The organism is Cupriavidus sp. D39, from assembly GCF_026627925.1.
In the GTDB taxonomy this organism is placed as follows: Bacteria; Pseudomonadota; Gammaproteobacteria; order Burkholderiales; family Burkholderiaceae; genus Cupriavidus; species Cupriavidus ulmosensis.
Genome location: NZ_JAPNLE010000009.1, coordinates 1,971,000 through 1,991,010 on the forward strand (window position 1 = coordinate 1,971,000; position 20,011 = coordinate 1,991,010).

Genomic DNA, 20,011 nt, shown 5'->3' on the forward strand with positions numbered 1-20,011 from the left:
TTGTTCAATTGTGCAAATTTGTCTTGAAGCGTCTCCAACATCCAATGCAGGTCGTTCGCCGGATAGAATCGGCACTTTTCTGCCCCAGGGAGCCCTGTCATGAGCGATGCCATGGCCAAGTACAAGGTATTGCTGGTCGAGGACGATGATCGCCTCGCGCAGCTTGTCAGCGAATATCTGGGCAACTACGAATTCGTGGTGGAGGTAGTGCGGCGCGGCGATATCGCGGTGGCCGCCGTCCAGGCCCTGTGGCCGGCGCTGGTGATCCTCGACCTGATGCTGCCGCATATGGACGGCATGGAAGTGTGCCGCGGCATTCGCGCGTTCTCGCGCGTGCCCGTGCTCATCCTGACCGCACGCGTCGATACGTACGACCAGGTGGCGGGGCTGGAGATCGGCGCCGACGACTATGTGGTCAAGCCCATCGAGCCAAGGCTGCTGGTGGCGCGCGCCCGCGCCTGCTGCGGCGCGCCGCCGCAGAGCGGGTTGCCGAGACCGCCGCGCCTGCGCAGCGGGACCATGAACTGGTGTTCGGCGCGCTGGTGATCTCGCCGCCGAACCGGTAGGTGACATGGCGCGGGCAGGAGGTGGACCTGAAGACCACCGAGTTCAACCTGCTGCTGATCCTGGCGCGCGCCGCCGGCACCGTGCTCAGCCGGGACGACATCCTCAAGGCCTTGCGCGGCATCGAGTTCGACGGCATCGACCGCACCGTCGACTCCGGTATCTCGCGGCTGCGCCGCCGCTTCGAGGATGCCTCGCCCGAGCCGCACAAGATCAAGACCATCTGGGGCCGCGGCTACCTCTTCAGCCCTTCGGCATGGGAGGAATGAATGGTCCGCTCGCTACTCAAGCTCTACCTGCTGGTGATCCTGGCCGCGGCCGCCGCGGTGACCGCCATCAACACCACCTTCATCCCGCTGTTCCATGAGCATTTCACCGAGACCGAACGGGAAAACCGCAAAGGCTATGCCTTTACGCTATCCGAATACCTTGGGCCGCAACAGGGCAAGGACCGCGACGCGGCGCTTGCCATCCTGCAAGGGCAGGCGCGCGAGAAGTTCGACCTGGTCGACGCGGCCAGCCTGACCCACCTCAATGCTCAGCAGCTTGCCGACCTCGCCGGCGGCAAGCTGGTGCTCAGCTACAACGCCAAGGATTACTACCTGCCGCTGCGCGACGGCCAGATCCTGCACGCGCTCAGCGAGGAAGACGACCACACCAACATCTCCGTGCTGGCCTACGCCTTGATCGCGCTCGCCACCTTGCTGTCGATCATCGCCTGGGTGTGGTACCACTGGCGCGACCTGGACAAGCTGCAGCAGGCGGCAAGGGATTTCGGCAACGGCAAGCTGTCGACCCGCGCCAACCTGCCCAGGCGCTCCAACATCTCCGCACTGGCCAAGCAATTCAATGAGATGGCCGAACAGATCGAAGCGTCGATCGTGCACCAGCGCGAAATGATGCACGGCATCTCGCATGAGCTGAAAACGCCAATCGCGCGGCTGGAGTTCGGCATCGCGCTGCTGCAGTCGGCCGGCACGGGCGAAGCGGAACAGGCGCGCCAGGCGCTGCGGCTGGAAGACCTGCGCCGCGACGTGCGCGAGCTCGACGAGCTGGTCACCGAGCTGCTGACGCTCGGCCAGCTTGAGCAGGGCGCGGCGCCGATGATGCTGATGCGGGTTTCGGTGAGCGAGCTGATCGACAGCGTTGCGGCCAGCGTGGCCAACGAGGTGGCGGATAAGAAGCTCACGCTGTCGGCCTATGCCAGCGGCCCCGAGCCTCACCACGTCTGCGATCCGCGGCTGGTGGCGCGGGCGCTGCTCAACCTCTGCCGCAACGCCACCCGCTACGCGCGCAACGCCATCCACCTGCACGCCGAGACCGACGCGGCTGGCACCTTGACCCTGACGGTGGAGGACGATGGCCCCGGGGTTGCGCCGGAGGAGCGCGCCCGCATTTTCGAGCCCTTCCACCGGCCCGATTCCAGCCGCAACCGGCACACCGGGGGGTTCGGCCTGGGGCTGGCCATTGTGCGGCGCATCGCGCTGCTGCATGGCGGGCAGGTCGGGCTGCACAGCGGCAGCGAGGGCGGCGCGCGCTTCGTGATCACCTTGCCAGCCATGGACGAGCCCGCCATGCCCGGCAAGCCGGCGATTTGAGGAGCGCCCATGAAATGGTCAACGATCGCTGCCGTGCTGCTCTCGTGGATGGGCGCCTGCGCCGCCGCCGGGTGGCTGGCGATGGCTTTCTCCGGCCTGACGGCGCAGGGGTAGCGCGGTAGTGACGCAATCTGCCCGCGCAACAAAACAAAAAGCCCGCCGGGACTGCCGACGGGCTTTTTAGTAGAATACGTCTGGTTGCGGGGGCAGGACTTGAACCTGCGACCTTCGGGTTATGAGCCCGACGAGCTGCCAACTGCTCCACCCCGCGTCAGAGGGGCGTACTATACGCCACCCTGACGGATTTGCAAAGGTCTTTAGGCACTCTTTCTTGACAGCGTTTACGTAAACGTGTAAAAGCAAGTGGGCGCATTCTTTGCGCCCAAAAAAGGATTTTTCCATGGAAACTGGTACCGTCAAGTTCTTCAACGCCCAGAAGGGTTTTGGCTTCATCACCCCGGACGCTGGTGGCAAGGACTTGTTCGTCCACATCTCTCAGGTTCGCGGGGGTGCTCCGCTGCAAGATAACCAGCGAGTGCAATACCAGTCGCAACAGGGCAAGAAGGGTCCTGAAGCGGCCAATGTTTCCCCTGTTTGAACCCGCCGCTTTGCGGCAAAGCTAAAGGACAGAATTGACTAAGATCGTCTTGAAACCAGGTGAGCCCGTTGAAGTTGCAATGCGGCGTTTCCGTCGGGCCATCCTCCAGACCGGCCTGATCGTTGAACTCAAGAGCCGTACCGCTTACGAGAAGCCCACGACCGAGCGCAAGCGCAAGAAGAAAGCCGCGGAATCGCGCCTTCGCAAACGCCTGCGCATGCAGATGTTGCCGAAGAAGATGTACTGATTTCGGCACAGCAAGCGGCGAGCGCGCTTCGACGCGTTTCTGCCGCAGGCCGCATAAATCCGCCAGTCATTGCCTGGCGGATTTTTCTTGTTTTAGCGGCGCCGTCGGATGTCCGGCCCTTCGTGGCCTGACAACCGCCGACCGGCCCTGATACCGCCTTGCCCATCGTTCCGCCTGGATCGAGCGCGGCCGGCGCAATGCTTGCGTTCGCCCTTTGCGCGCGACACGGCTAGCACTTTGACTCCCCACCGTTTTTTGAATTATCCCGGACACACTTGCGTGTTGCCGCCGCCTTGCCTCGCATTCAAGCCACGGCACTTGGCGCTGGCGACAGGCAAAAAACAGGCCGCACAATGGCGGCCCGCCTGGTCGGCAATTCCCGCTACATCACCCGCTACATCACCCGCTACATCAGCTGCGTGCCGCAATCAGCGCGCCCGCGCCAATCAGCGTAATGCCACCCGCGCGCTGCACATTGGCCTGTGCGCGCTGGGTGGTAAGGCGCTTGGCCAGCGCACGCGCCAGCAGCGCGTAGATCGCCGCGTTGGCGGTGGCCATCACAACGAAGGTGGGAATCAGCACCGCGGCCTGCGGCCAGAAGGCCAGGCGCGCATCGAGGAACTGCGGCACGAAGGCCACGAAGAACACGATGCTCTTGGGGTTGAGCGCAGTCACCAGCCATGCCTTGGCAAAGCGCTGGCGGCTGCTCCCAGACTGTGCCGTGACCGCCATCGCGCCGGCACGCGAGGCGCCGCGCAAGGCCTGGATGCCCAGGTAGACGAGGTAAGCCGCACCGGCCCACTTCAACGCCGTGAACAGGGCCGCAGAGGTGGCCAGTACCGCGCCGAGGCCGGCCATCGACAGTGTGAACGCGGTCAGGTCGCCCGCGGCAACGCCGGCCACGGTGGCATAGGCGGAGCGGCCGCGATGGGCAAGCGCATCGCCGATCACAAGCAGGATGGTCGGGCCGGGAATGATGAGCACGACGATGCTTGTCAACACAAAGGCCAGCCAGTGTTCGAAGGACATTGCGACTCCAGGTCTTATCGATTGGGGTGCCCGACGGGCGACACACAAGTATAAGCAAGGTGGCTGGCTGCTGAAAGCGGCGCCGGCGTTGCCGCAGATCAGCCAGCCGGCATCGGAAAGACCAGGCAGGTGGTCGTGGCGTAAGCGTAGAGCTTTCCCTGCGTGTCGACGATGCGGCCCTCGGCAATGCCGATCTGCGTGGTCAGGCTGATCACCTAGCCTTCCGCACGGATCGGGCCCGTCTTCGCGGTCAGCGGGCGCACGTAGTTCACTTTCAGTTCCAGGGTGGTGTAGCCCTTGCCGGCCGGCAGCATGGTGTGGACAGCGCAACCCACGCAGGAATCGAGCAGGGTCGCGGCGTAGCCGCCATGCACGCTGCCGATCGGGTTGTAATGCTGCGGCCCGGGCGTGCCCTGGAAGACGAAGCGCCCCGGCTCGAACTCCACTGGCACGAAACCCATCAGTTGCCCGATCGGCACACCCGGTATCCTGCCCGCCAGCATATCCTCGAAAAACTGCAGGCCAGCGCGTTCCCCCAACTGCGCGAGCGATACCACCCCCGGCTCGGCCAGGCTCGCGCGCACCTTGCGTTCCGCCTCTTGCCACTGGGCCAGCAGGTCTTCTGCGCTCATTGTCTCGTCTCCATCGCTTGTTCCGATTATTGCTTTCGTGCTGCGCGCCGGCAGGCTCAACGATGCCTGGTTTGCACGCCGGCGCGAACCATCAAGATAACCGCATCCGCGCATTCTTGCTGCAGCGCGCCACAAAGCATCCGCGCTGCTGCCTGCATAATGGTGGATATTGCGCCCGCGGCGCGTCCAACTCCCGCTCCTGCCTTGACTGCCATTCTTGAACTACGCAATGTAAGCAAGCAATACGGCGACACCGTCGTGGTCGACGATCTCAGCCTGAGCGTGCAACGCGGCCAGTGCTTCGGCCTGCTGGGCCCGAACGGCGCCGGCAAGACCACCACGCTGCGCCTGCTGCTGGGACTGACCACGCCGGCGTGCGGCACGCTCACCCTGTGCGGCGAGCCGATTCCACAGCGCGCGCCGCAGGCTCGCATGCGGGTGGGCGTGGTGCCGCAGTTCGACAACCTCGACCCGGATTTCACGGTGGTCGAGAACCTGCGGATCTTTGGGCGCTACTTCGGCCTGGAGCGCGCCGTGATCGAGGAGCGCGTGCCCGCGCTGCTGGAGTTCGCGCGGCTGGAGAGCCGTGCCAAGGCGCAGGTACGAGACCTGTCGGGCGGCATGCGCCGGCGGCTGACGGTCGCTCGCGCATTGATCAACGACCCCGACCTGCTGGTGATGGACGAGCCCACCACCGGGCTGGACCCGCAGGCGCGCCACCTCATCTGGGAGCGCCTGAAGTCGTTGCTGGCCAACGGCAAGACCATCCTGCTGACGACGCACTTCATGGAAGAAGCCGAGCGTCTGTGCAACTACCTGTGCGTGATCGACAGCGGCCGCAAGATCGCCGAGGGCAAGCCGCATGAGCTGATCGACAGCCAGATCGGCTGCGACGTGGTGGAAGTGTATGGCGACAACCTGGAGCCCCTGCGCGGCGAGCTGCACCCGCTTGCCACCCGTACCGAGATGAGCGGCGAGACGCTGTTTTGCTACGTCAAGGAGCCCGCGCCATTGCTGGCGGCGCTGCACGGCCGCAACGGCGTGCGTTACCTGCACCGCCCCGCCAACCTGGAGGACGTCTTCCTCAAGCTGACCGGCCGCGAGATGCGCGACTGAGGCGCGACTGAGGCGCGACTGAGGCGTGACTGATGCGCACCGACGCGCAACCGACAACGGATTGAACATGAGCGAACAAGACCCCCGCCCCGCCACCACGCCAGCCGCCGCCACCGCCGCCACCGCCACCGCCGCGCTGCCCGGCGCCGGGCAGCGGCAGCACTACCCGCAGCCGCTGCTGCCGATGAACATGCGCAACTGGACCATGGTCTGGTACCGCAACTTCATGGTGTGGAAGAAGCTGGCGATTCCCTCGATGATCGGCAATCTGGCCGATCCGATGATCTACCTGTTCGGGCTTGGCCTTGGGCTTGGCCTGCTGGTGGGACAGGTCAACGGTGTGTCCTACATTGCCTTCCTCGCGGCCGGCACCACGGCGTCCAGCGTGATGATGTCGGCGAGCTTCGAGTCAATGTACTCGGCCTTCTCGCGCATGCATGTGCAGCGCACCTGGGAGGCCATCATGCATGCGCCGCTGACGCTGGGCGACGTGGTGCTGGGCGAGATCATGTGGGCCGCCAGCAAGGCGGTGCTGTCGGGCCTGGCCATCATGCTGGTGGCAGGCGTGCTCGGCTATGCGCAGTTGCCGGGCGCGCTGCTGGCGCTGCCGGTCATCGTGCTGGCTGGCATTGCGTTCGCCAGCCTGGCCATGATCGTCACGGCGCTTGCGCCCAGCTACGACTTCTTCATGTTCTACCAGACGCTGGTGATGACGCCGATGCTGCTGCTCTCCGGCGTGTTCTTCCCGCTGGAGCAGTTGCCCGCGGGCGCGCAAGCTGCCACCCAGGTGCTGCCGCTGGCGCATGCGGTAGCGTTGATCCGCCCCATCATGCTGGGGCGCCCGATCGACAACCTGGTGCTGCACGTGATCGTGCTTGGCGCTTACGCGGCCGTGGCGCTGGTGGTGGCGCTGATGCTGCTGCGTCGGCGTTTGTTGCGCTGAGGATGGCTGCGACGGTCCGCGCCAGCCGCAAATCCCGGCGCGGCAGTGTCGACCGGGCTGGATCCGGTGGTAGCGCTGGCGGGCGAATAGCGTAGCGGGCGGTAGCGAGCGCTCAGGGGAAGAGTATGATGCCGGGCACGGCGCATGGTGCCCGGTGCAGCCGGAGACCTGAGGCCGCCCGCCTTACACCACCTCCACAACCCCGCAAGGGCAAGCAGTGTCCATGTCATTTCAAATGTACGTCCACGTTTCGCCAGCCAAGAAAGAGAGGCAAGAGCGTCGCGTCATGCGCGCTGCCGCAACGCTCGCCGCATTGGGCCTGTGCGGTGCACTGGCCGCCTGCAGCGTGGTGGGTGCCACCGTGGCGGTGGGCAGTGCCGCGGTCTCTACCGTGACTACGGTTGGCTCGGCTGCAATGAGCGTGGGATCGACCGTGGTCGAGACGACCTACGACGTGACCAAGGCCGGGGTCAAGGCAGTGGCCGGCAGCAGCGACGAAGCTGTGCCGGCGCACTGAGCGCGCGAGCGCCTTGGCTGATTGGCGCCTTAGTGCCTTAGCTATTTAGCCCTGCAGGCCACGCAGCAAGTCCGCCTTCAGGTCCGCCACCGATTCCAGGCCAACCGCGAGGCGGATCAGCCCTTCGCTGATGCCCGCGGCCGCCTTGGCTTCCGGGCTGACGCGTCCATGCGTGGTGGTGTACGGATGGGTCACGGTGGTGCGCGTGTCGCCCAGATTGCCGGTGATCGAGCACACGCGGGTGTTGTCGATCACGCGCCAGGCATTGGCGCGCTGCTGCTCCGGCGTATCCCCCTTGAGTTCGAACGACACGATGGCGCCGCCGCCGCTTTGCTGGCGCTGGGCCACCTCGTACTGCGGGTGGGACTTCAGCGCCGGGTGATACACGCGGGCCACGGCCGGATGCGACTCCAGGAACTCGGCCAGTGCCAGCGCGCTCGCACTGTGGCGCTCCATGCGGATCGCCAGCGTTTCCATGCCCTTGAGCAGCACCCAGGCGTTGAACGCGGACAACGTCGGCCCGGCCGTGCGCACGAAGGGGAAGACCTTGCCCATGATGAAATCATGCGAGCCCACCACCGCGCCGCCCAGCACGCGGCCCTGCCCGTCGATATGCTTGGTGGCCGAGTGGACCACGATGTCGGCGCCGAACTTCATCGGCTGCTGCAACGCCGGCGAACAGAAGCAGTTATCCACCACCAGCAGCGCGCCGGCGTTGTGGGCAATGTCAGCCACTGCGGCGATGTCGGCCACTTCGGTGAGCGGGTTCGAGGGCGTTTCCAGGAAGAACAGCTTGGTGTTCGGCTTGACCGCCGCGCGCCAGGCCGCCAGGTCGGTGCCATCGACAAAAGTGGTCTCCACGCCGAACTTGGCGAAGATGTTGGAGAACAGCGTCATGGTCGAGCCGAAGATGGCGCGCGAGCTGACCAGGTGGTCGCCCGCCTGCATCGACGACATCACGATCGACATGATCGCGCTCATCCCGGATGCCGTTGCCATGCACGCCTCGGCGCCTTCCAGCGCGGCCAGGCGGCTCTGGAACATCGCCACGGTGGGATTGGTGAAGCGTGAGTACGTAAAGCCCGACTCCGAATTGGCGAAGCGCTCCGCGGCCTCGGCAGCGCTGTTGAAGCAGAAGCTGGAGGTCAGGTACATCGCCTCCGAGTGCTCCATGAACTCGCTGCGCATGGTGCCGGCGCGCACGCCAAGCGTATCGATGCCGAGGGAGTCGAGGGGAAGCGGTTCGTTCATGATGGGGGAGGCGGTGGTACCCGCGCGGTTATCCGTGTAAGTGGTGGTAGCCAGGCTGCCCGCTGGCGGCAGCAACAAAAAAGCCCGTGCGATCATTGGCCGGGGGCCGAATCGACAGGCTGCTTGTGTTCGTTGGGATAGGCCCCGCGCTGCGGCGGGAATCCGGCTTGCCATCGTGCCTGTGGTGCGCACAACCGGGAAGCCGGCGTTCCGCTTTAGCTGTTTCGGGCAATTTCCCTGTGACGGGCAATTTCCTGTTCCGGGAGCAACGATCTACAAAAACGATCAACATACCGCTCCGGCAGGACCCGCGTCCGCAAGCTGACAATCAAATCGACGCCCGGCAATGTTACGGCCGGGCCTCGCCTCTCGTCAACTCCGCCGCGGGGATCGCGGCTATTGCGGGCATGCGCCGTCTTACTCGTTACCGCCCGAACGCTGCAAGTGCAGTTGCGAGCGCTCGCCATCACCAAGGCCACCGGTGCCATCGCGATCGGCCTGGCTGCGCGCGGTTTCCAGGCGCTCCAGGTAGGCTTCGTCGATATCGCCCGTGACGTAACGGCCATCGAAGCACGAGGCGTCGAAGTCGTTGAGTTTCGGGTTGATGTCGCGCACGGCCTGCTTCATGGCTTCGACGTCCTGGTAGACCAGCTTGTCGGCGCCGATGATGCGGGCAATTTCTTCATCCGTGCGGCCGTAGGCAACCAGCTCGCTGCGGGTGGGCATATCGATGCCGTACACGTTGGGGAACTTCACCGGCGGCGCGGCCGAGGCAAAGATCACCTTGTTGGCGCCGGCTTCGCGCGCCATCTGTACGATCTCGAAGGACGTGGTGCCGCGCACGATGGAATCGTCCACGATCAGCACGTTCTTGCCCTTGAACTCCACGCCCATGGCGTTGAGCTTCTGGCGCACCGACTTCTTGCGCACCGCCTGGCCGGGCATGATGAAGGTGCGGCCGATATAGCGGTTCTTGAAGAAGCCCTCGCGGTAGTTCACGCCCAGCTTGTTGGCCACCTGCATGGCAGCCGGACGGCTGGAGTCGGGGATCGGCATCACCACGTCGATGTCGCCGGCGGAGACTTCGCGGCGGATCTTCTCGGCCAGGTAATCGCCCATGCGCAGGCGCGCGTCGTACACGGGCACGCCGTCGATGCACGAATCCGGGCGGGCCAGGTAGACGTACTCGAAGATGCACGGCGTGAGCACCGGGTTATCGGCGCATTGCTGGGTGTAGAGCTTGCCGTCGAGGTCGATGAAGATGGCCTCGCCGGGCGCCACGTCGCGCTCGAGCTTGTAGCCGATGCCTTCGAGCGCCACCGACTCCGACGCCACCATCCATTCCTTGCCGGTCGGCGTTTCCACGCTGCCCAGGCACAACGGACGGATGCCGAACGGATCGCGCACGGCCAGCATGCCGTAGCCGGCGATCTGCGCGGCGATGGCGTACGAGCCACGGACGCGGCGGTGCATGCCCGCCACGGCCCGGAAGATCGTGGGCGGGTCCAGCGCCAGGCCGCTGCTGGCGCGCTGCAGCTCGTCGGCCAGCACGTTGAGCAGCACTTCGGTGTCGGAGTGCGTGTTGATGTGGCGGCGATCGCGGCTGAACAGCTCCTCGTGCAACTGCTTCCAGTTGGTCAGGTTGCCGTTGTGGGCCAGGATCACGCCGTAGGGCGCATTGACGTAGAACGGTTGGGCTTCTTCCTCGCTCGAGGCCGAACCGGCGGTGGGGTAACGCACCTGGCCGATGCCAGCGGCTCCAGGCAGGCCGCGCATATTGCGCGTGCGAAACACGTCGCGCACCAGGCCGTTGGCCTTGTGCATGTGGAAGGTGCTGCCATTTGCGGTAGCGATGCCGGCAGCATCCTGTCCGCGGTGTTGCAACAGCAGCAGGCTGTCGTAAATCAATTGGTTAACGGGCGTGGATGAAACCACACCGACGATACCGCACATGCCAAGCTCCCAGGAAAGGCGTTTGAATCAGGGGCGGCCCCGCCCTGCAGGGAGGAGCCCGCGTACTACCGGCCGGGCGAGTCCGCCCGGCTTCATGTCATGTCTTGACGTACTTGGCGACTTCAGGAGGCAGCCAGGGCCGCAGCGACTCCATCGCCTGCATCACGTAGGGCCGGGACAGCGCATCGCGCCAGAATGCCTCCTCGGGCAGCTTGGTGAACCCGGCCAGGGTCACCACGAACATCACCACCAGCGCGCCGCGCAACAGCCCGAACACCAGCCCGAGGCCACGATCTGCAGGCTTGAGCCCGGTACTCTCCAGCAACTGGCCCAGCACCGTGCCGGCCAGTGCGGCGGCGATCACGGTGCCGATGAAGATCACCGCGAAGCCCAGTGCGCTGCGCGCCAGCTGACCACCGGGCACCGATTCGGGAATCCAGCCAGCCGCGGTGCCCGCGAAATGGTAGGCCACCAGAAACGCCACCACCCAGCCGATCAGCGAGAGCACTTCCCGCACCAGTCCGCGCAGCACGCCGATCAGGCCCGAGGCGATAAGGATGAAAACAACGCTGTAATCGAAAAAGTCGGCTGCATGCGTAATACGGTGTCCCGGTGCGGCGGCTGGGCGGTGGGTCTGATGGGTCAACCAGCCCGCGCCGGGCTTTATTGTTCGACCACCTTGGCGGTCAGGCCCACGGCGCGCACCCGCTTCTCGGCGGCGTCAGCCGCGTCGCGATCCGAAAAAGGGCCGGCACGCAGCAGCACACGCTCGCCGTCGGCCAACACCTTCTTCTCGATATAGGCAGGCACCTTGCCTGCCTTGAGCTTGCCCAGCCAGCTCTTGGCCTTCTCCTCGGAGGAGAAGGCGCCGATCAGCACCAGGAACTTGCCGCTGCCCGGCTTGGCTGCGGCGGGCTTGTCGGCGATCTTTTCGGTGGGCGCAGCCGCAGCGGCTGTTGCTGCAACGGCGGCTGCGGCAGGCTTGGCCGTGGCCGAATCGGCGACCAGTTCCTCGCCGGCATCGAGCGCCTGGCTATCGAGCTTGGACTGCGGCGCGGGCGGCAACGGATCCGCCTTGCGGGCATCTGGCTTCACCTTGCCGGCGGCGCCGCCCGGGCCACCATCGATCTTGACGGAGATATTGTCGTTGACCGGCCTTGGCTGGGTCTCGAAGACGATCGGCAGCACGATAACGGCGGCCGCCATCAGCACCACGGCGCCGATCAGGCGCCGGCGCGCCCGCTGCTTTTGCGGAAACTCCGGGTCGAGCGTGTCGTCCGCGTACTCCTCGGCCAGGCGCCGCGACGAAGCGATGCCTGCACCCGGATCCGAACGCGAGCGGCGCCCGCGCTCCGGTGCCGGGGCGTTGCCCTTGCGGGAAGAAAACAGCGAAAGCAGGCCCATAGATTGGTTCGGTGCGACGGCCGCAAAACCGGCCGTTGAAATTGTCGCTCAGATTGCGCGGCGATTTGCCCCGGTGTTAGCCCCGGATAACTGCCCGGCGGCCGCGCGACTCAATTTGCCCGGGTGGCGCGATATGCCATCACGCCCGCCACGGTGTAGAACGATCCGAAGACCAGAATTCTATCATCCTCGGTCGCTCTGCCGAGGGCATCCCGGTAAGCCGCCTCCGGGCTGGCGAAGCAGGCCGCGGTAGCGTCAGGCCCGGGATGAAAACCGCCCTCTTCCAGCTTCTCCAGCAAATCCGCCGCGCTGGCCGCGCGCGGCGTCGGCAGGTCGGCCAGGCACCAGTGGTCGACCTTGTCGGCCAGATGGCGCAGCACGCCGGCGATGTCCTTATCCTCCATCGCGCCGAACACCGCGTAGGTGTAGCGGAAGAACCCCATGTTGTCGAGGTTCTGGCCAAGCGTGGCAGCCGCATGCGGGTTATGCGCCACATCCAGGATCACCGTCGGGCGTCCCGGCATGACCTGGAAGCGTCCCGGCAACTCCACGAAGGCCAGCCCGTTGCGCACTTCCTGGGCACTGACCGGCAGCCGCGGGCGCATCGCCTGCAGCGCGGCCAGCGCGGCCGAGGCGTTGAGCAACTGGTTAGCGCCGCGCAGCGCCGGATAGCCCAGCCCGTTGAGCTTGCGCTCGCGGCTGCTCCAGTCCCACTGCTGGCGCTCCTGGCCCTTGGAAGCCTGCTGATGGAAGTCCCGGCCCACCAGCCAGAGATCCGCGCCGATGGCTTCGGCATGATCGATCACCGACTGCGGCGGCATCGGATCCGCCACGATGGCCGGCACGCCCGGACGGAAAATCCCCGCCTTCTCGTAGCCGATCTTCTCGCGTGTATCGCCCAGGTAACGCGTATGGTCGATGTCCACGCTGGTCACGATGGCGCAATCGGTATCGATCACGTTCACCGCATCCAGCCGGCCGCCCAGCCCCACTTCCAGGATCATGGCATCCAGCCCCGCCGCGGCGAAGGCATGGATGATGGCCAGCGTGGTGAACTCGAAATACGTCAGGCTCACCGGATCCGCGAAGCTCGTGCGCGCCCGCTCCACCGCCTCGAAATGCGGCAACAGCTGCGCGTCCGTGGCGAACTCGCCATTGATGCGCGCACGCTCGTTGAACGCCATCAGGTGCGGCGAAGTATGGCAACCCACCTTGTAGCCCGCCTCAAGCAGGATGCGCTCCAGCATGGCGCAGGTGGAACCCTTGCCGTTGGTGCCGCCAACGGTGAACACCACCGCATCGATGCGCAGCCCCAGGGCCTCCTTGACGCGAGTGATGCGCGCCAGGCCCATGTCGATGCCGACCGGATGGGCGGATTCGAGATGGGTGAGCCATTCGGGGAGGGAGGGGAAGATAGGCATGATTGGGGGGACGGGATTGAATCGGGGGTCTGGCTTATTGGAGCCGGTTTTGAGGTAAGTGGTTCTTTCGCGGGGCGGAATTGATCGGATTGGATTGGCTTGGGGTGGATATTGGGGTGGGTTGGGTTAAGGCAAGCGCCTTCGGTCAAGGTCAACTGCGACTGCAACTGCAACTGCAACTGCAACTGCAAAATCAGCTTCAAATTCAACGGCTTAATGTCAAAAGCAACTGCAGTTTCACCTCCCCTGCGGGGCGGCGACCTACTTTTTTGTCTTGCCAAAAAAGTAGGCAAAAAGGCGCGCCGGATGGGGCGACACCCCTCGGGATTTCACGAAAAGAGCGGCCGGGACCCAAACTCGCATCGCCTTAAGGCGATACTCAAACATGGGTCCCTCTTTTCCGCTCTTTTCGTGAAATCCCGAGGCGCCCCATACGGCCTTGGCACACCTCCACGGCTCGCTTCGCATCGCCATGGGTGTTTCCCGCCCCTCGGGCGGGAAACACGGCCGAACCAGTGGGAGAGCGATGTCCTCAAATCACCATGCGGTGTAGCCGTGATTACCGCCCCCAGGCGGCAATCACCCATGCGCGATGCGAAGCGAGCCGTGTAGGTTTTCATCTCCCGTTATGGGGCGCCTCGTCGGCAGGCAAAAAGAGCGGAAAAGAGGGGGCCATGTCTGAGCATCGCCTTAAGGCGATGTGAGTTTGGCCACCGGCCGCTCTTTTTGCCTGCCGACGAGGAGTCTTTCGCCCCATCCGGGTCGCCTTCTTTGCCTACTTTCTTGGCGAGACAAGAAAGTAGGTCGCCTCCCGCAGGGGAGGTGAAACTGCCTTTGACTTTGAAGTGGCAGTTAAGCCGTTGCAGTTGCAGTTAAACACCCCACCCCACCCCATAAAGCGAAAAAGCGCGAACATCCCAGTCCGCGCCTAATCACCCTCAACCAACCCAACCCTCAAGCCACAGCATCCGCCGGCTGCTTCTGCAGCAAAGCCAGCAACTGCGCCAGCTCATCCCGCAACTTGCGACGATCGACAATCATATCGATCGCGCCCTTCTGCAACAGGAACTCAGCCCGCTGGAACCCCTCAGGCAGCTTCTCGCGCACGGTCTGCTCGATCACGCGAGGACCAGCAAAGCCAATCAGCGCCTTGGGCTCGGCGATCACGACATCGCCCAGGAACGCAAAGCTGGCGGAAACCCCACCCATGGTCGGATCGGTCAACACGCTGATGAACGGCAGCTTGGCATTCGACAACTGGTTCAGCATGGACGTGGTCTTGGCCATCTGCAGCAGCGACAGCAGGCTTTCCTGCATGCGCGCGCCGCCCGTGGCGGTAATGCAGATAAACGGCACCTTCTGCTCCAGCGCCGCCTGGGCGCCACGCACAAAGCGCTCGCCCACCACCGAGCCCATCGAGCCGCCCATGAATTCGAACTCGAAGCAGCTCACCACCACCGGAATGGTGTGGATGGCGCCGCCGATCACAACCATGGCATCGGTCTCGCCGGTGTCGTCCATGGCAGCCTTGATGCGGTCCGGGTACTTCTTGGTGTCCTTGAACTTCAGCGCGTCGACCGGCAGGATCTCCTGGCCGATCTCATAGCGGCCTTCGGCGTCCAGCAGCCCGTCGAGGCGGGCGCGGGCGCGGATGCGCATATGGTGGTCGCACTTGGGGCAGACGTGGAGGTTGGCCTCGACGTCGGTCCGGTACAACACGGACTCGCACGACGGGCACTTGACCCACAGCCCTTCCGGAATGCCCTTGCGGGTGGAGGGGTCGGTCTGTTGAATCTTGGGAGGGAGGAGTTTATCCAACCAGCTCATGAAAGGCTCCTTTCGGCACATGCGCGGAACATGTCAGGCCGCGAATTTACCATGCCTGCGGCCCGCAGTCCCCCTTCTGCCGGGGCGATGCGCCTGTTGCGGCACAACGGCCGTCAAAAACAGTGTTTTTGCTGCGCTCACCGCCCGTGCACCAACACGAGCGGCGCCGCTTCAATCACATTCAGGCGTCGAGGGCCTGGCGAATTTCCGCGATGAACGACTGCAGCGATTGTACCGCCTGGTCGCGCGGCGCATCTTCCAGCAATTGCACCAGGCGGCTGCCGATCACCACGGCATCGGCCACGCTGCCGATCGTGCGCGCGGTCTGCGCGTCGCGGATGCCAAAGCCCACGCCGACCGGCAGGTTGGCGTGGCGCTTGATCAGCGGAATGCGCGCGGCCACGCTGTCGAGGTCGATCGTGGCCGAGCCGGTCACGCCCTTGAGCGACACGTAGTACAGGTAGCCGCTAGCCAGCTTGGCCACGGCTTCGATGCGATCGTCGGTGGAGGTGGGCGCCAGCAGGAAGATCGGGTCCATCTGGTTGGCGCGCATCTGCGCGGCAAAGGACTCGCACTCCTCGGGCGGGTAGTCGACCACCAGCACGCCGTCGACACCGGCCGCGCGCGCGGCCTTGGCGAACGTTTCCTCGCCCATGCGCTCGATCGGGTTGGCGTAGCCCATCAGCACCACCGGCGTGGTGGCGTTAGTCTGGCGGAACTCGGCCACCCAGGCCAGCACTTTGGTCAGCGTCACGCCATTGGCGAGCGCGCGCTCGGAGGCGCGCTGGATCACCGGGCCATCGGCCATCGGGTCGGAGAACGGCACGCCAAGCTCGATCACGTCGGCACCACCCGCCACCAGCGCATGCATCAGCGCGACGGTCAGGCCGGGCTCGGGATCGCCGGCGGTGATGAACGGAATCAGGCCCTTCTTGTTCTGCGCGGCCAGCGCCGCGAAAGTCGATTTGATTCGGGACATGGTCATTGAGCGAGAGTAGGCAACGGCATGGACGAGGCAGCCAGCAGGGGCTCATCGTTCGCGGCTGCGATGTTCAGGGTAGCGGGCGCGGCCTGCGGCGAGTTGATGCATGCCGCGACGCGTTCGCGCGCCACGTCGACATAGTCGGGATTCATCTCGAAGCCGACGAAGCGGCGCCCGTGCAGCGCGCAGGCTACGGCCGCGGTGCCGCTGCCGGTAAAGGGATCGAGCACCAGCCCGCCGGGCGGGCAGCTGGCCAGCACCATGCGTTGCACGATGTGCAGCGGCTTCTGGGTCGGGTGATTGGCACGCTCCGGATCCTGCCGGTGGATGCGCGGCACGCTCCACAGGTCCTTCGGGTTGTAACCAACCTCCAGCCACTTCTTGCCCTCGAAACGCGGACGGCTGCGCGCCTTCTTGGTCTCGGCGTCATACGGCACGCGCACTGGGTCGAGATCGAAGTAGTAGTCGCGGGCCCGGGCAAAAAAGCCGATGTTGTCGTGCACCGAGGAATACTTGCGCGTGGTGCCGCCCATGCTCGGTACGCGCCGGTCCCAGATGATCTCGTTGATCATGGTCAGGCGCTGCTTGAGCATCACGAACAGCTCCGGCGAGTATTGCCAGGTGCAGAACAGGTAGAGCGAGGCGCGCGGCGCCAGCTTGGGCACCACCGCATCGATCCAGCTCGCGGACCATTCCAGGTAAGCGTCGCCGGACAGGCGGTCGGAGTCGTTGCCGTAGTCCTTGCCCAAGCCATAGGGCGGATCGGCCACGATCAGGTCGATGGAGCCGTCGGCGATGCGCTTGATACCTTCCAGCACGTCTTCCTGGTAGAGCGTCAGTTGCGGTGCCGCGACGGGCGCGGGCGCGGACGGGGCGCCGCCTTCAGCGGCGCCCGGCGGGAGGAAATCGCGCATCAGAGGGTCAGCCCCGAACGCTCGGCCACGGTATGCATGTCCTTGTCGCCACGGCCGGACAGGTTCACCAGCAGCAATTTGTCCTTGGGCAGCGTGGGTGCCAGCTTGCAGGCGTAGGCGATGGCGTGGCTGGATTCCAGCGCCGGGATGATGCCTTCGATGCGGCAACAGTCGTGGAAGGCCTTGAGCGCTTCCTCATCGGTGATGGGGACATACTCGGCGCGGCCGATATCCTTGAGCCATGCATGCTCGGGGCCAACGCCGGGATAGTCCAGGCCGGCGGAGATCGAATGGGTCTCGATGATCTGGCCGTTGGCATCCTGCAGCAGGTAGGTGCGGTTGCCGTGCAGCACGCCCGGCGAGCCGCCGATCAGCGCCGCGGCGTGGCGGCCGGTTTCCAGGCCGTCGCCAGCGGCTTCCACGCCGATCAGGCGCACGTCCTTGTCCTCGATGTACGGATAGAAGATGCCCATGGCATTGGAGCCGCCGCCCACGCAGGCGATCACGGCATCGGGCTGGCGGCCTGTCATCTCCGGCATCTGCACCTTGGCTTCTTCGCCGATCACGCACTGGAAATCGCGCACCATCATCGGGTAAGGATGCGGGCCGGCCACGGTGCCGATGATGTAGAAGGTGTTCTCGACATTGGTGACCCAGTCGCGCATGGCTTCATTGAGCGCATCCTTGAGGGTCTTGGAGCCGCTTTCCACCGGCACCACGGTCGCGCCCAGCAGCTTCATGCGGTAGACGTTGGCGGCCTGGCGCTTGACGTCCTCCGAGCCCATGTAGACCACGCACTCCATGCCAAAGCGCGCGGCGATGGTGGCGGTGGCCACGCCGTGCTGGCCGGCGCCGGTCTCGGCGATCACGCGCGGCTTGCCCATGCGCTTGGCCAGCAGTGCCTGGCCGATCACGTTATTGATCTTGTGGGCGCCGGTGTGGTTGAGGTCTTCGCGCTTGAGATAGATCTGCGCGCCGCCGAGCATCTCGCTCCAGCGCTGCGCGTGATAGATCGGCGAGGGGCGGCCGACGAAATGCTTCAGCTCGCGGCGGTATTCCGCGTCGAACTCCGGATCCTTCTGGAAGTGCGCATAGGCTTCGCGCAGCTCGTCCAGCGCGTGCACCAGGGTCTCGGAAACAAAGGAACCACCATAGGGGCCGAAATGGCCACGGGAATCGGGCAGGTCGTACATGAGTCAGCTCTTCTGAACAGGGCCCTTGCCAGTCTGGCAGGGGCTCGATGACGTTAGGGTCGTGCGCGGTACAGGCGCGGAGATTGCGCGGAATATGCGGGGGCCGAAGCCCGATGGGCAACAAGCCCTACCCGGCATCCGCGCTGCGCACCGCGCGCACGAAAGCGGCAATCCTGGCGTGGTCTTTCACGCCTTTGGCAGCCTCCACGCCGCTGCTTACATCGACAGCGTAGGGCCGCACGCGCTCAATCGCGCCAGCGACGTTTTGCGCGTTCAACCCACCACTCAAAACGATCCGAGGAGCGGCGCTTGCGATCGGGTTGTGGGTGGGCGGAAGCCATGCCGGGGGTATCAGGGTCCAGTCGAAGACGTGCCCGCCACCGCCGTAGCCTTCGACGAAGGCATCAAGCAGCAAGGCAGCGGCATCACGATACAGATTTGCGAATTCTACCAAATCAAGGCTGGGCTGCACGCGTGCCGCGCGCAGAAACGGCAACCGGCAGCGCTGGGCCACCAGGGAGCAGTCCTCGGGGCTCTCGTCGCCATGCAATTGCAGTAGCGTAAGCGGCACCCGCTCCACCACATGGGCAATGTGCTCGGCCTCGGCATTGACGAACAGGCCGACCACCGACACGAACGGGCCGGCGGCTTCCGCCAGCGCAGCGGCACGTGCCACCTCGACAAAGCGCGGGCTGCCCGGATAGAACACCAGGCCGATCGCGTCGGCGCCGGCATCGACCGCGGCGCGGACATCTTCCTCGCGCGTCAGCCCGCAGATCTTGACGCGGGTGCGGTGCGGCACGCTGCCCGCTTCAGGCAACTGGGTCATTGGCAAACACTCCATGGAACAGGCTGGCGGCCGTGTCGGCGGCCGGGATCTGGTACTGCTCAGGATACTTCACCCCGGCCAGGTAGAGGCCGTCGGGCATGAAAGTGGGCGCTGCCTTGGCGCGGCTACGCCCGGCCAGCACCTCGGCCAGCCACTCCGGCGGGTTGCGTCCCCGCCCTACCGCCACCAGGCAACCCATCAGGTTGCGCACCATGTGGTGCAGGAAGGCGCTGGCGCGAAAACGCACGAACAGCCAGTCGCCGTCGGCCTTCAAGGTGATGTCGTACATAGTCTTGACGGGCGACTTCGCCTGGCACTCGGCGGCGCGAAAGGCCGAGAAATCGTGCTCGCCGAGCAGGCAGCCCGCGGCCGCGCGCATGGCGTCGATGTCCAGCCCCTTGCCCGGTGGCAGCATCAGGTAGCCAGCCCTGCCGTGCACCAGCGGCACACGGTGGGGGCCGGTGTAGAGCGCGTAGTAATACATGCGCTCGAAGGCCAGGAAACGTGCATGGAAGCCGTCGTCCACCGGTTTGGCCCATTGCAGCGAGATGCTGGGCGGCAGGAAGGCGTTGACGCCGCGCACCCAGGAAAACGGTTCCCGCGACAGGCCGGTGTCGATGTGGATCACCTGGCCGAGCGCATGCACGCCGGTGTCGGTGCGGCCCGCCACCGTGGTCATCACGCGGCTGCCGGCGAACTGCTCGATGGCGTCCTCGAGCCGGTCCTGCACCGTATTGCGGTGCGGTTGCGACTGCCAGCCGGAGAAGGCGGCGCCGTCATAGTGGAGGCCGAGGGCAATGCGGGTCATGGGGCGGAAATTGACGATAAAACGGGAGCTAGCGAAAACGGCGCGGCGCCAACGAAAAAACGCCCGATGGCCGGCTCGCAAAAGCAAATGCGCCGGGAGCCACGCTCCCGGCGCATTGGTGGCGAGCTGCCGGGCGCACCGCTTGCGCACAGCCCGACATTCTACAGCTTGCTTGTCAGCTCACC

The 20,011-nt window shown here is 65.2% G+C and carries 19 protein-coding genes, 1 tRNA gene and 1 pseudogene; 7 read left to right on the plus strand and 14 right to left on the minus strand.

The features are described 5' to 3' along the window. Nucleotides 1-99 precede the first annotated feature (99 nt). Both OMK73_RS21130 and OMK73_RS21135 read left to right on the plus strand, forming a co-directional pair. Nucleotides 100-833: pseudogene (locus OMK73_RS21130) on the plus strand (response regulator). After that, nucleotides 834-2,162, plus strand: a complete 1,329-nt coding sequence (locus OMK73_RS21135) for an ATP-binding protein (RefSeq protein ID WP_267603801.1) — start codon at nucleotides 834-836, stop codon at nucleotides 2,160-2,162. A 195-nt stretch (nucleotides 2,163-2,357) separates the two neighbouring features. Here OMK73_RS21135 and OMK73_RS21140 read toward each other — a convergent pair. Next, nucleotides 2,358-2,433: transfer RNA gene (locus OMK73_RS21140), tRNA-Met, on the minus strand. Nucleotides 2,434-2,562: 129 nt separating this feature from the next. Here OMK73_RS21140 and OMK73_RS21145 point away from each other — a divergent pair. Next, nucleotides 2,563-2,760 (plus strand): cold-shock protein, encoded by a 198-nt coding sequence (locus OMK73_RS21145; protein WP_006158572.1) that lies wholly within the window; start codon nucleotides 2,563-2,565, stop codon nucleotides 2,758-2,760. Between the two features lie 34 nt (nucleotides 2,761-2,794). Beyond that, the gene (rpsU, locus tag OMK73_RS21150; RefSeq protein WP_006158571.1) at nucleotides 2,795-3,007 is read left to right on the plus strand and encodes a 30S ribosomal protein S21; all 213 of its coding nucleotides are present in this window, start codon (nucleotides 2,795-2,797) and stop codon (nucleotides 3,005-3,007) included. 411 nt (nucleotides 3,008-3,418) lie between these two features. Here the strand turns inward: rpsU and OMK73_RS21155 are convergent, their stop codons facing one another. Both OMK73_RS21155 and OMK73_RS21160 read right to left on the minus strand, forming a co-directional pair. After that, on the minus strand, nucleotides 3,419-4,036 hold the full coding sequence (locus OMK73_RS21155) for a LysE family translocator (RefSeq protein WP_267603802.1): 618 nt from the start codon (nucleotides 4,034-4,036) through the stop codon (nucleotides 3,419-3,421). Nucleotides 4,037-4,251: 215 nt separating this feature from the next. Further along, the gene (locus tag OMK73_RS21160; protein ID WP_324291753.1) at nucleotides 4,252-4,668 is read right to left on the minus strand and encodes a PaaI family thioesterase; all 417 of its coding nucleotides are present in this window, start codon (nucleotides 4,666-4,668) and stop codon (nucleotides 4,252-4,254) included. Nucleotides 4,669-4,872: 204 nt separating this feature from the next. Here OMK73_RS21160 and nodI point away from each other — a divergent pair, with 204 nt between their 5' ends. From nodI to OMK73_RS21175, 3 genes are all read left to right on the plus strand, one after another. Further along, nucleotides 4,873-5,784 carry a nodulation factor ABC transporter ATP-binding protein NodI gene (nodI, locus tag OMK73_RS21165; protein WP_400102951.1) on the plus strand — a complete coding sequence of 304 codons (912 nt, stop codon included), beginning with the start codon at nucleotides 4,873-4,875 and terminating at the stop codon, nucleotides 5,782-5,784. Nucleotides 5,785-5,851: 67 nt separating this feature from the next. After that, nucleotides 5,852-6,727, plus strand: a complete 876-nt coding sequence (locus OMK73_RS21170) for an ABC transporter permease (protein WP_324291754.1) — start codon at nucleotides 5,852-5,854, stop codon at nucleotides 6,725-6,727. Between the two features lie 286 nt (nucleotides 6,728-7,013). Beyond that, nucleotides 7,014-7,244 (plus strand): hypothetical protein, encoded by a 231-nt coding sequence (locus OMK73_RS21175; protein WP_267603804.1) that lies wholly within the window; start codon nucleotides 7,014-7,016, stop codon nucleotides 7,242-7,244. A 45-nt stretch (nucleotides 7,245-7,289) separates the two neighbouring features. On the opposite strand, the gene OMK73_RS21180 is transcribed toward OMK73_RS21175, so the two are convergent. From OMK73_RS21180 to truA, 11 genes are all read right to left on the minus strand, one after another. Then, complete coding sequence (locus OMK73_RS21180; RefSeq protein ID WP_267603805.1) at nucleotides 7,290-8,495, minus strand: O-succinylhomoserine sulfhydrylase; 1,206 nt, start codon at nucleotides 8,493-8,495, stop codon at nucleotides 7,290-7,292. 417 nt (nucleotides 8,496-8,912) lie between these two features. Then, nucleotides 8,913-10,448 (minus strand): amidophosphoribosyltransferase, encoded by a 1,536-nt coding sequence (purF, locus tag OMK73_RS21185; protein ID WP_267603806.1) that lies wholly within the window; start codon nucleotides 10,446-10,448, stop codon nucleotides 8,913-8,915. Nucleotides 10,449-10,545: 97 nt separating this feature from the next. Continuing rightward, nucleotides 10,546-11,049, minus strand: coding sequence for a CvpA family protein (locus OMK73_RS21190; RefSeq protein ID WP_267606458.1), 504 nt, complete (start codon nucleotides 11,047-11,049; stop codon nucleotides 10,546-10,548). Nucleotides 11,050-11,111: 62 nt separating this feature from the next. Next, nucleotides 11,112-11,852 carry an SPOR domain-containing protein gene (locus tag OMK73_RS21195; RefSeq protein WP_267603807.1) on the minus strand — a complete coding sequence of 247 codons (741 nt, stop codon included), beginning with the start codon at nucleotides 11,850-11,852 and terminating at the stop codon, nucleotides 11,112-11,114. Between the two features lie 110 nt (nucleotides 11,853-11,962). Beyond that, nucleotides 11,963-13,273, minus strand: a complete 1,311-nt coding sequence (gene folC / locus OMK73_RS21200; protein ID WP_267603808.1) for a bifunctional tetrahydrofolate synthase/dihydrofolate synthase — start codon at nucleotides 13,271-13,273, stop codon at nucleotides 11,963-11,965. Nucleotides 13,274-14,227: 954 nt separating this feature from the next. Then, nucleotides 14,228-15,100 (minus strand): acetyl-CoA carboxylase, carboxyltransferase subunit beta, encoded by an 873-nt coding sequence (gene accD / locus OMK73_RS21205; protein ID WP_043347984.1) that lies wholly within the window; start codon nucleotides 15,098-15,100, stop codon nucleotides 14,228-14,230. A gap of 181 nt (nucleotides 15,101-15,281) precedes the next feature. After that, a complete protein-coding gene (gene trpA, locus OMK73_RS21210; RefSeq protein ID WP_267603809.1) occupies nucleotides 15,282-16,079 on the minus strand; it encodes a tryptophan synthase subunit alpha in 798 nt (265 codons plus the stop codon). Nucleotides 16,080-16,081: 2 nt separating this feature from the next. Next, nucleotides 16,082-16,996 carry a DNA-methyltransferase gene (locus OMK73_RS21215; RefSeq protein ID WP_267603810.1) on the minus strand — a complete coding sequence of 305 codons (915 nt, stop codon included), beginning with the start codon at nucleotides 16,994-16,996 and terminating at the stop codon, nucleotides 16,082-16,084. Beyond that, nucleotides 16,996-18,189 carry a tryptophan synthase subunit beta gene (gene trpB / locus OMK73_RS21220; protein ID WP_267603811.1) on the minus strand — a complete coding sequence of 398 codons (1,194 nt, stop codon included), beginning with the start codon at nucleotides 18,187-18,189 and terminating at the stop codon, nucleotides 16,996-16,998. The genes OMK73_RS21215 and trpB overlap by 1 nt, the downstream gene beginning before the upstream one ends. A gap of 127 nt (nucleotides 18,190-18,316) precedes the next feature. Further along, nucleotides 18,317-19,018, minus strand: a complete 702-nt coding sequence (locus OMK73_RS21225; protein WP_267603812.1) for a phosphoribosylanthranilate isomerase — start codon at nucleotides 19,016-19,018, stop codon at nucleotides 18,317-18,319. After that, a complete protein-coding gene (truA, locus tag OMK73_RS21230) occupies nucleotides 19,002-19,826 on the minus strand; it encodes a tRNA pseudouridine(38-40) synthase TruA (RefSeq protein ID WP_267603813.1) in 825 nt (274 codons plus the stop codon). Before truA ends, OMK73_RS21225 begins: the two co-directional genes overlap by 17 nt. Nucleotides 19,827-20,011: the final 185 nt, after the last annotated feature.

What these genes read in the sequence shown, in the direction of transcription:
- OMK73_RS21225 (WP_267603812.1), bottom strand. Translation starts at nt 19,018, where the DNA reads ATGACCCAGTTGCCTGAAGCGGGCAGCGTGCCGCACCGCACCCGCGTC.
- OMK73_RS21195 (WP_267603807.1), bottom strand. Translation starts at nt 11,852, where the DNA reads ATGGGCCTGCTTTCGCTGTTTTCTTCCCGCAAGGGCAACGCCCCGGCA.
- OMK73_RS21135 (WP_267603801.1), top strand. Translation starts at nt 834, where the DNA reads ATGGTCCGCTCGCTACTCAAGCTCTACCTGCTGGTGATCCTGGCCGCG.
- OMK73_RS21160 (WP_324291753.1), bottom strand. Translation starts at nt 4,668, where the DNA reads ATGAGCGCAGAAGACCTGCTGGCCCAGTGGCAAGAGGCGGAACGCAAG.
- OMK73_RS21175 (WP_267603804.1), top strand. Translation starts at nt 7,014, where the DNA reads ATGCGCGCTGCCGCAACGCTCGCCGCATTGGGCCTGTGCGGTGCACTG.
- OMK73_RS21155 (WP_267603802.1), bottom strand. Translation starts at nt 4,036, where the DNA reads ATGTCCTTCGAACACTGGCTGGCCTTTGTGTTGACAAGCATCGTCGTG.
- OMK73_RS21145 (WP_006158572.1), top strand. Translation starts at nt 2,563, where the DNA reads ATGGAAACTGGTACCGTCAAGTTCTTCAACGCCCAGAAGGGTTTTGGC.
- OMK73_RS21215 (WP_267603810.1), bottom strand. Translation starts at nt 16,996, where the DNA reads ATGCGCGATTTCCTCCCGCCGGGCGCCGCTGAAGGCGGCGCCCCGTCC.
- purF (WP_267603806.1), bottom strand. Translation starts at nt 10,448, where the DNA reads ATGTGCGGTATCGTCGGTGTGGTTTCATCCACGCCCGTTAACCAATTG.
- OMK73_RS21180 (WP_267603805.1), bottom strand. Translation starts at nt 8,495, where the DNA reads ATGAACGAACCGCTTCCCCTCGACTCCCTCGGCATCGATACGCTTGGC.
- truA (WP_267603813.1), bottom strand. Translation starts at nt 19,826, where the DNA reads ATGACCCGCATTGCCCTCGGCCTCCACTATGACGGCGCCGCCTTCTCC.
- folC (WP_267603808.1), bottom strand. Translation starts at nt 13,273, where the DNA reads ATGCCTATCTTCCCCTCCCTCCCCGAATGGCTCACCCATCTCGAATCC.
- OMK73_RS21170 (WP_324291754.1), top strand. Translation starts at nt 5,852, where the DNA reads ATGAGCGAACAAGACCCCCGCCCCGCCACCACGCCAGCCGCCGCCACC.
- trpA (WP_267603809.1), bottom strand. Translation starts at nt 16,079, where the DNA reads ATGTCCCGAATCAAATCGACTTTCGCGGCGCTGGCCGCGCAGAACAAG.
- accD (WP_043347984.1), bottom strand. Translation starts at nt 15,100, where the DNA reads ATGAGCTGGTTGGATAAACTCCTCCCTCCCAAGATTCAACAGACCGAC.
- trpB (WP_267603811.1), bottom strand. Translation starts at nt 18,189, where the DNA reads ATGTACGACCTGCCCGATTCCCGTGGCCATTTCGGCCCCTATGGTGGT.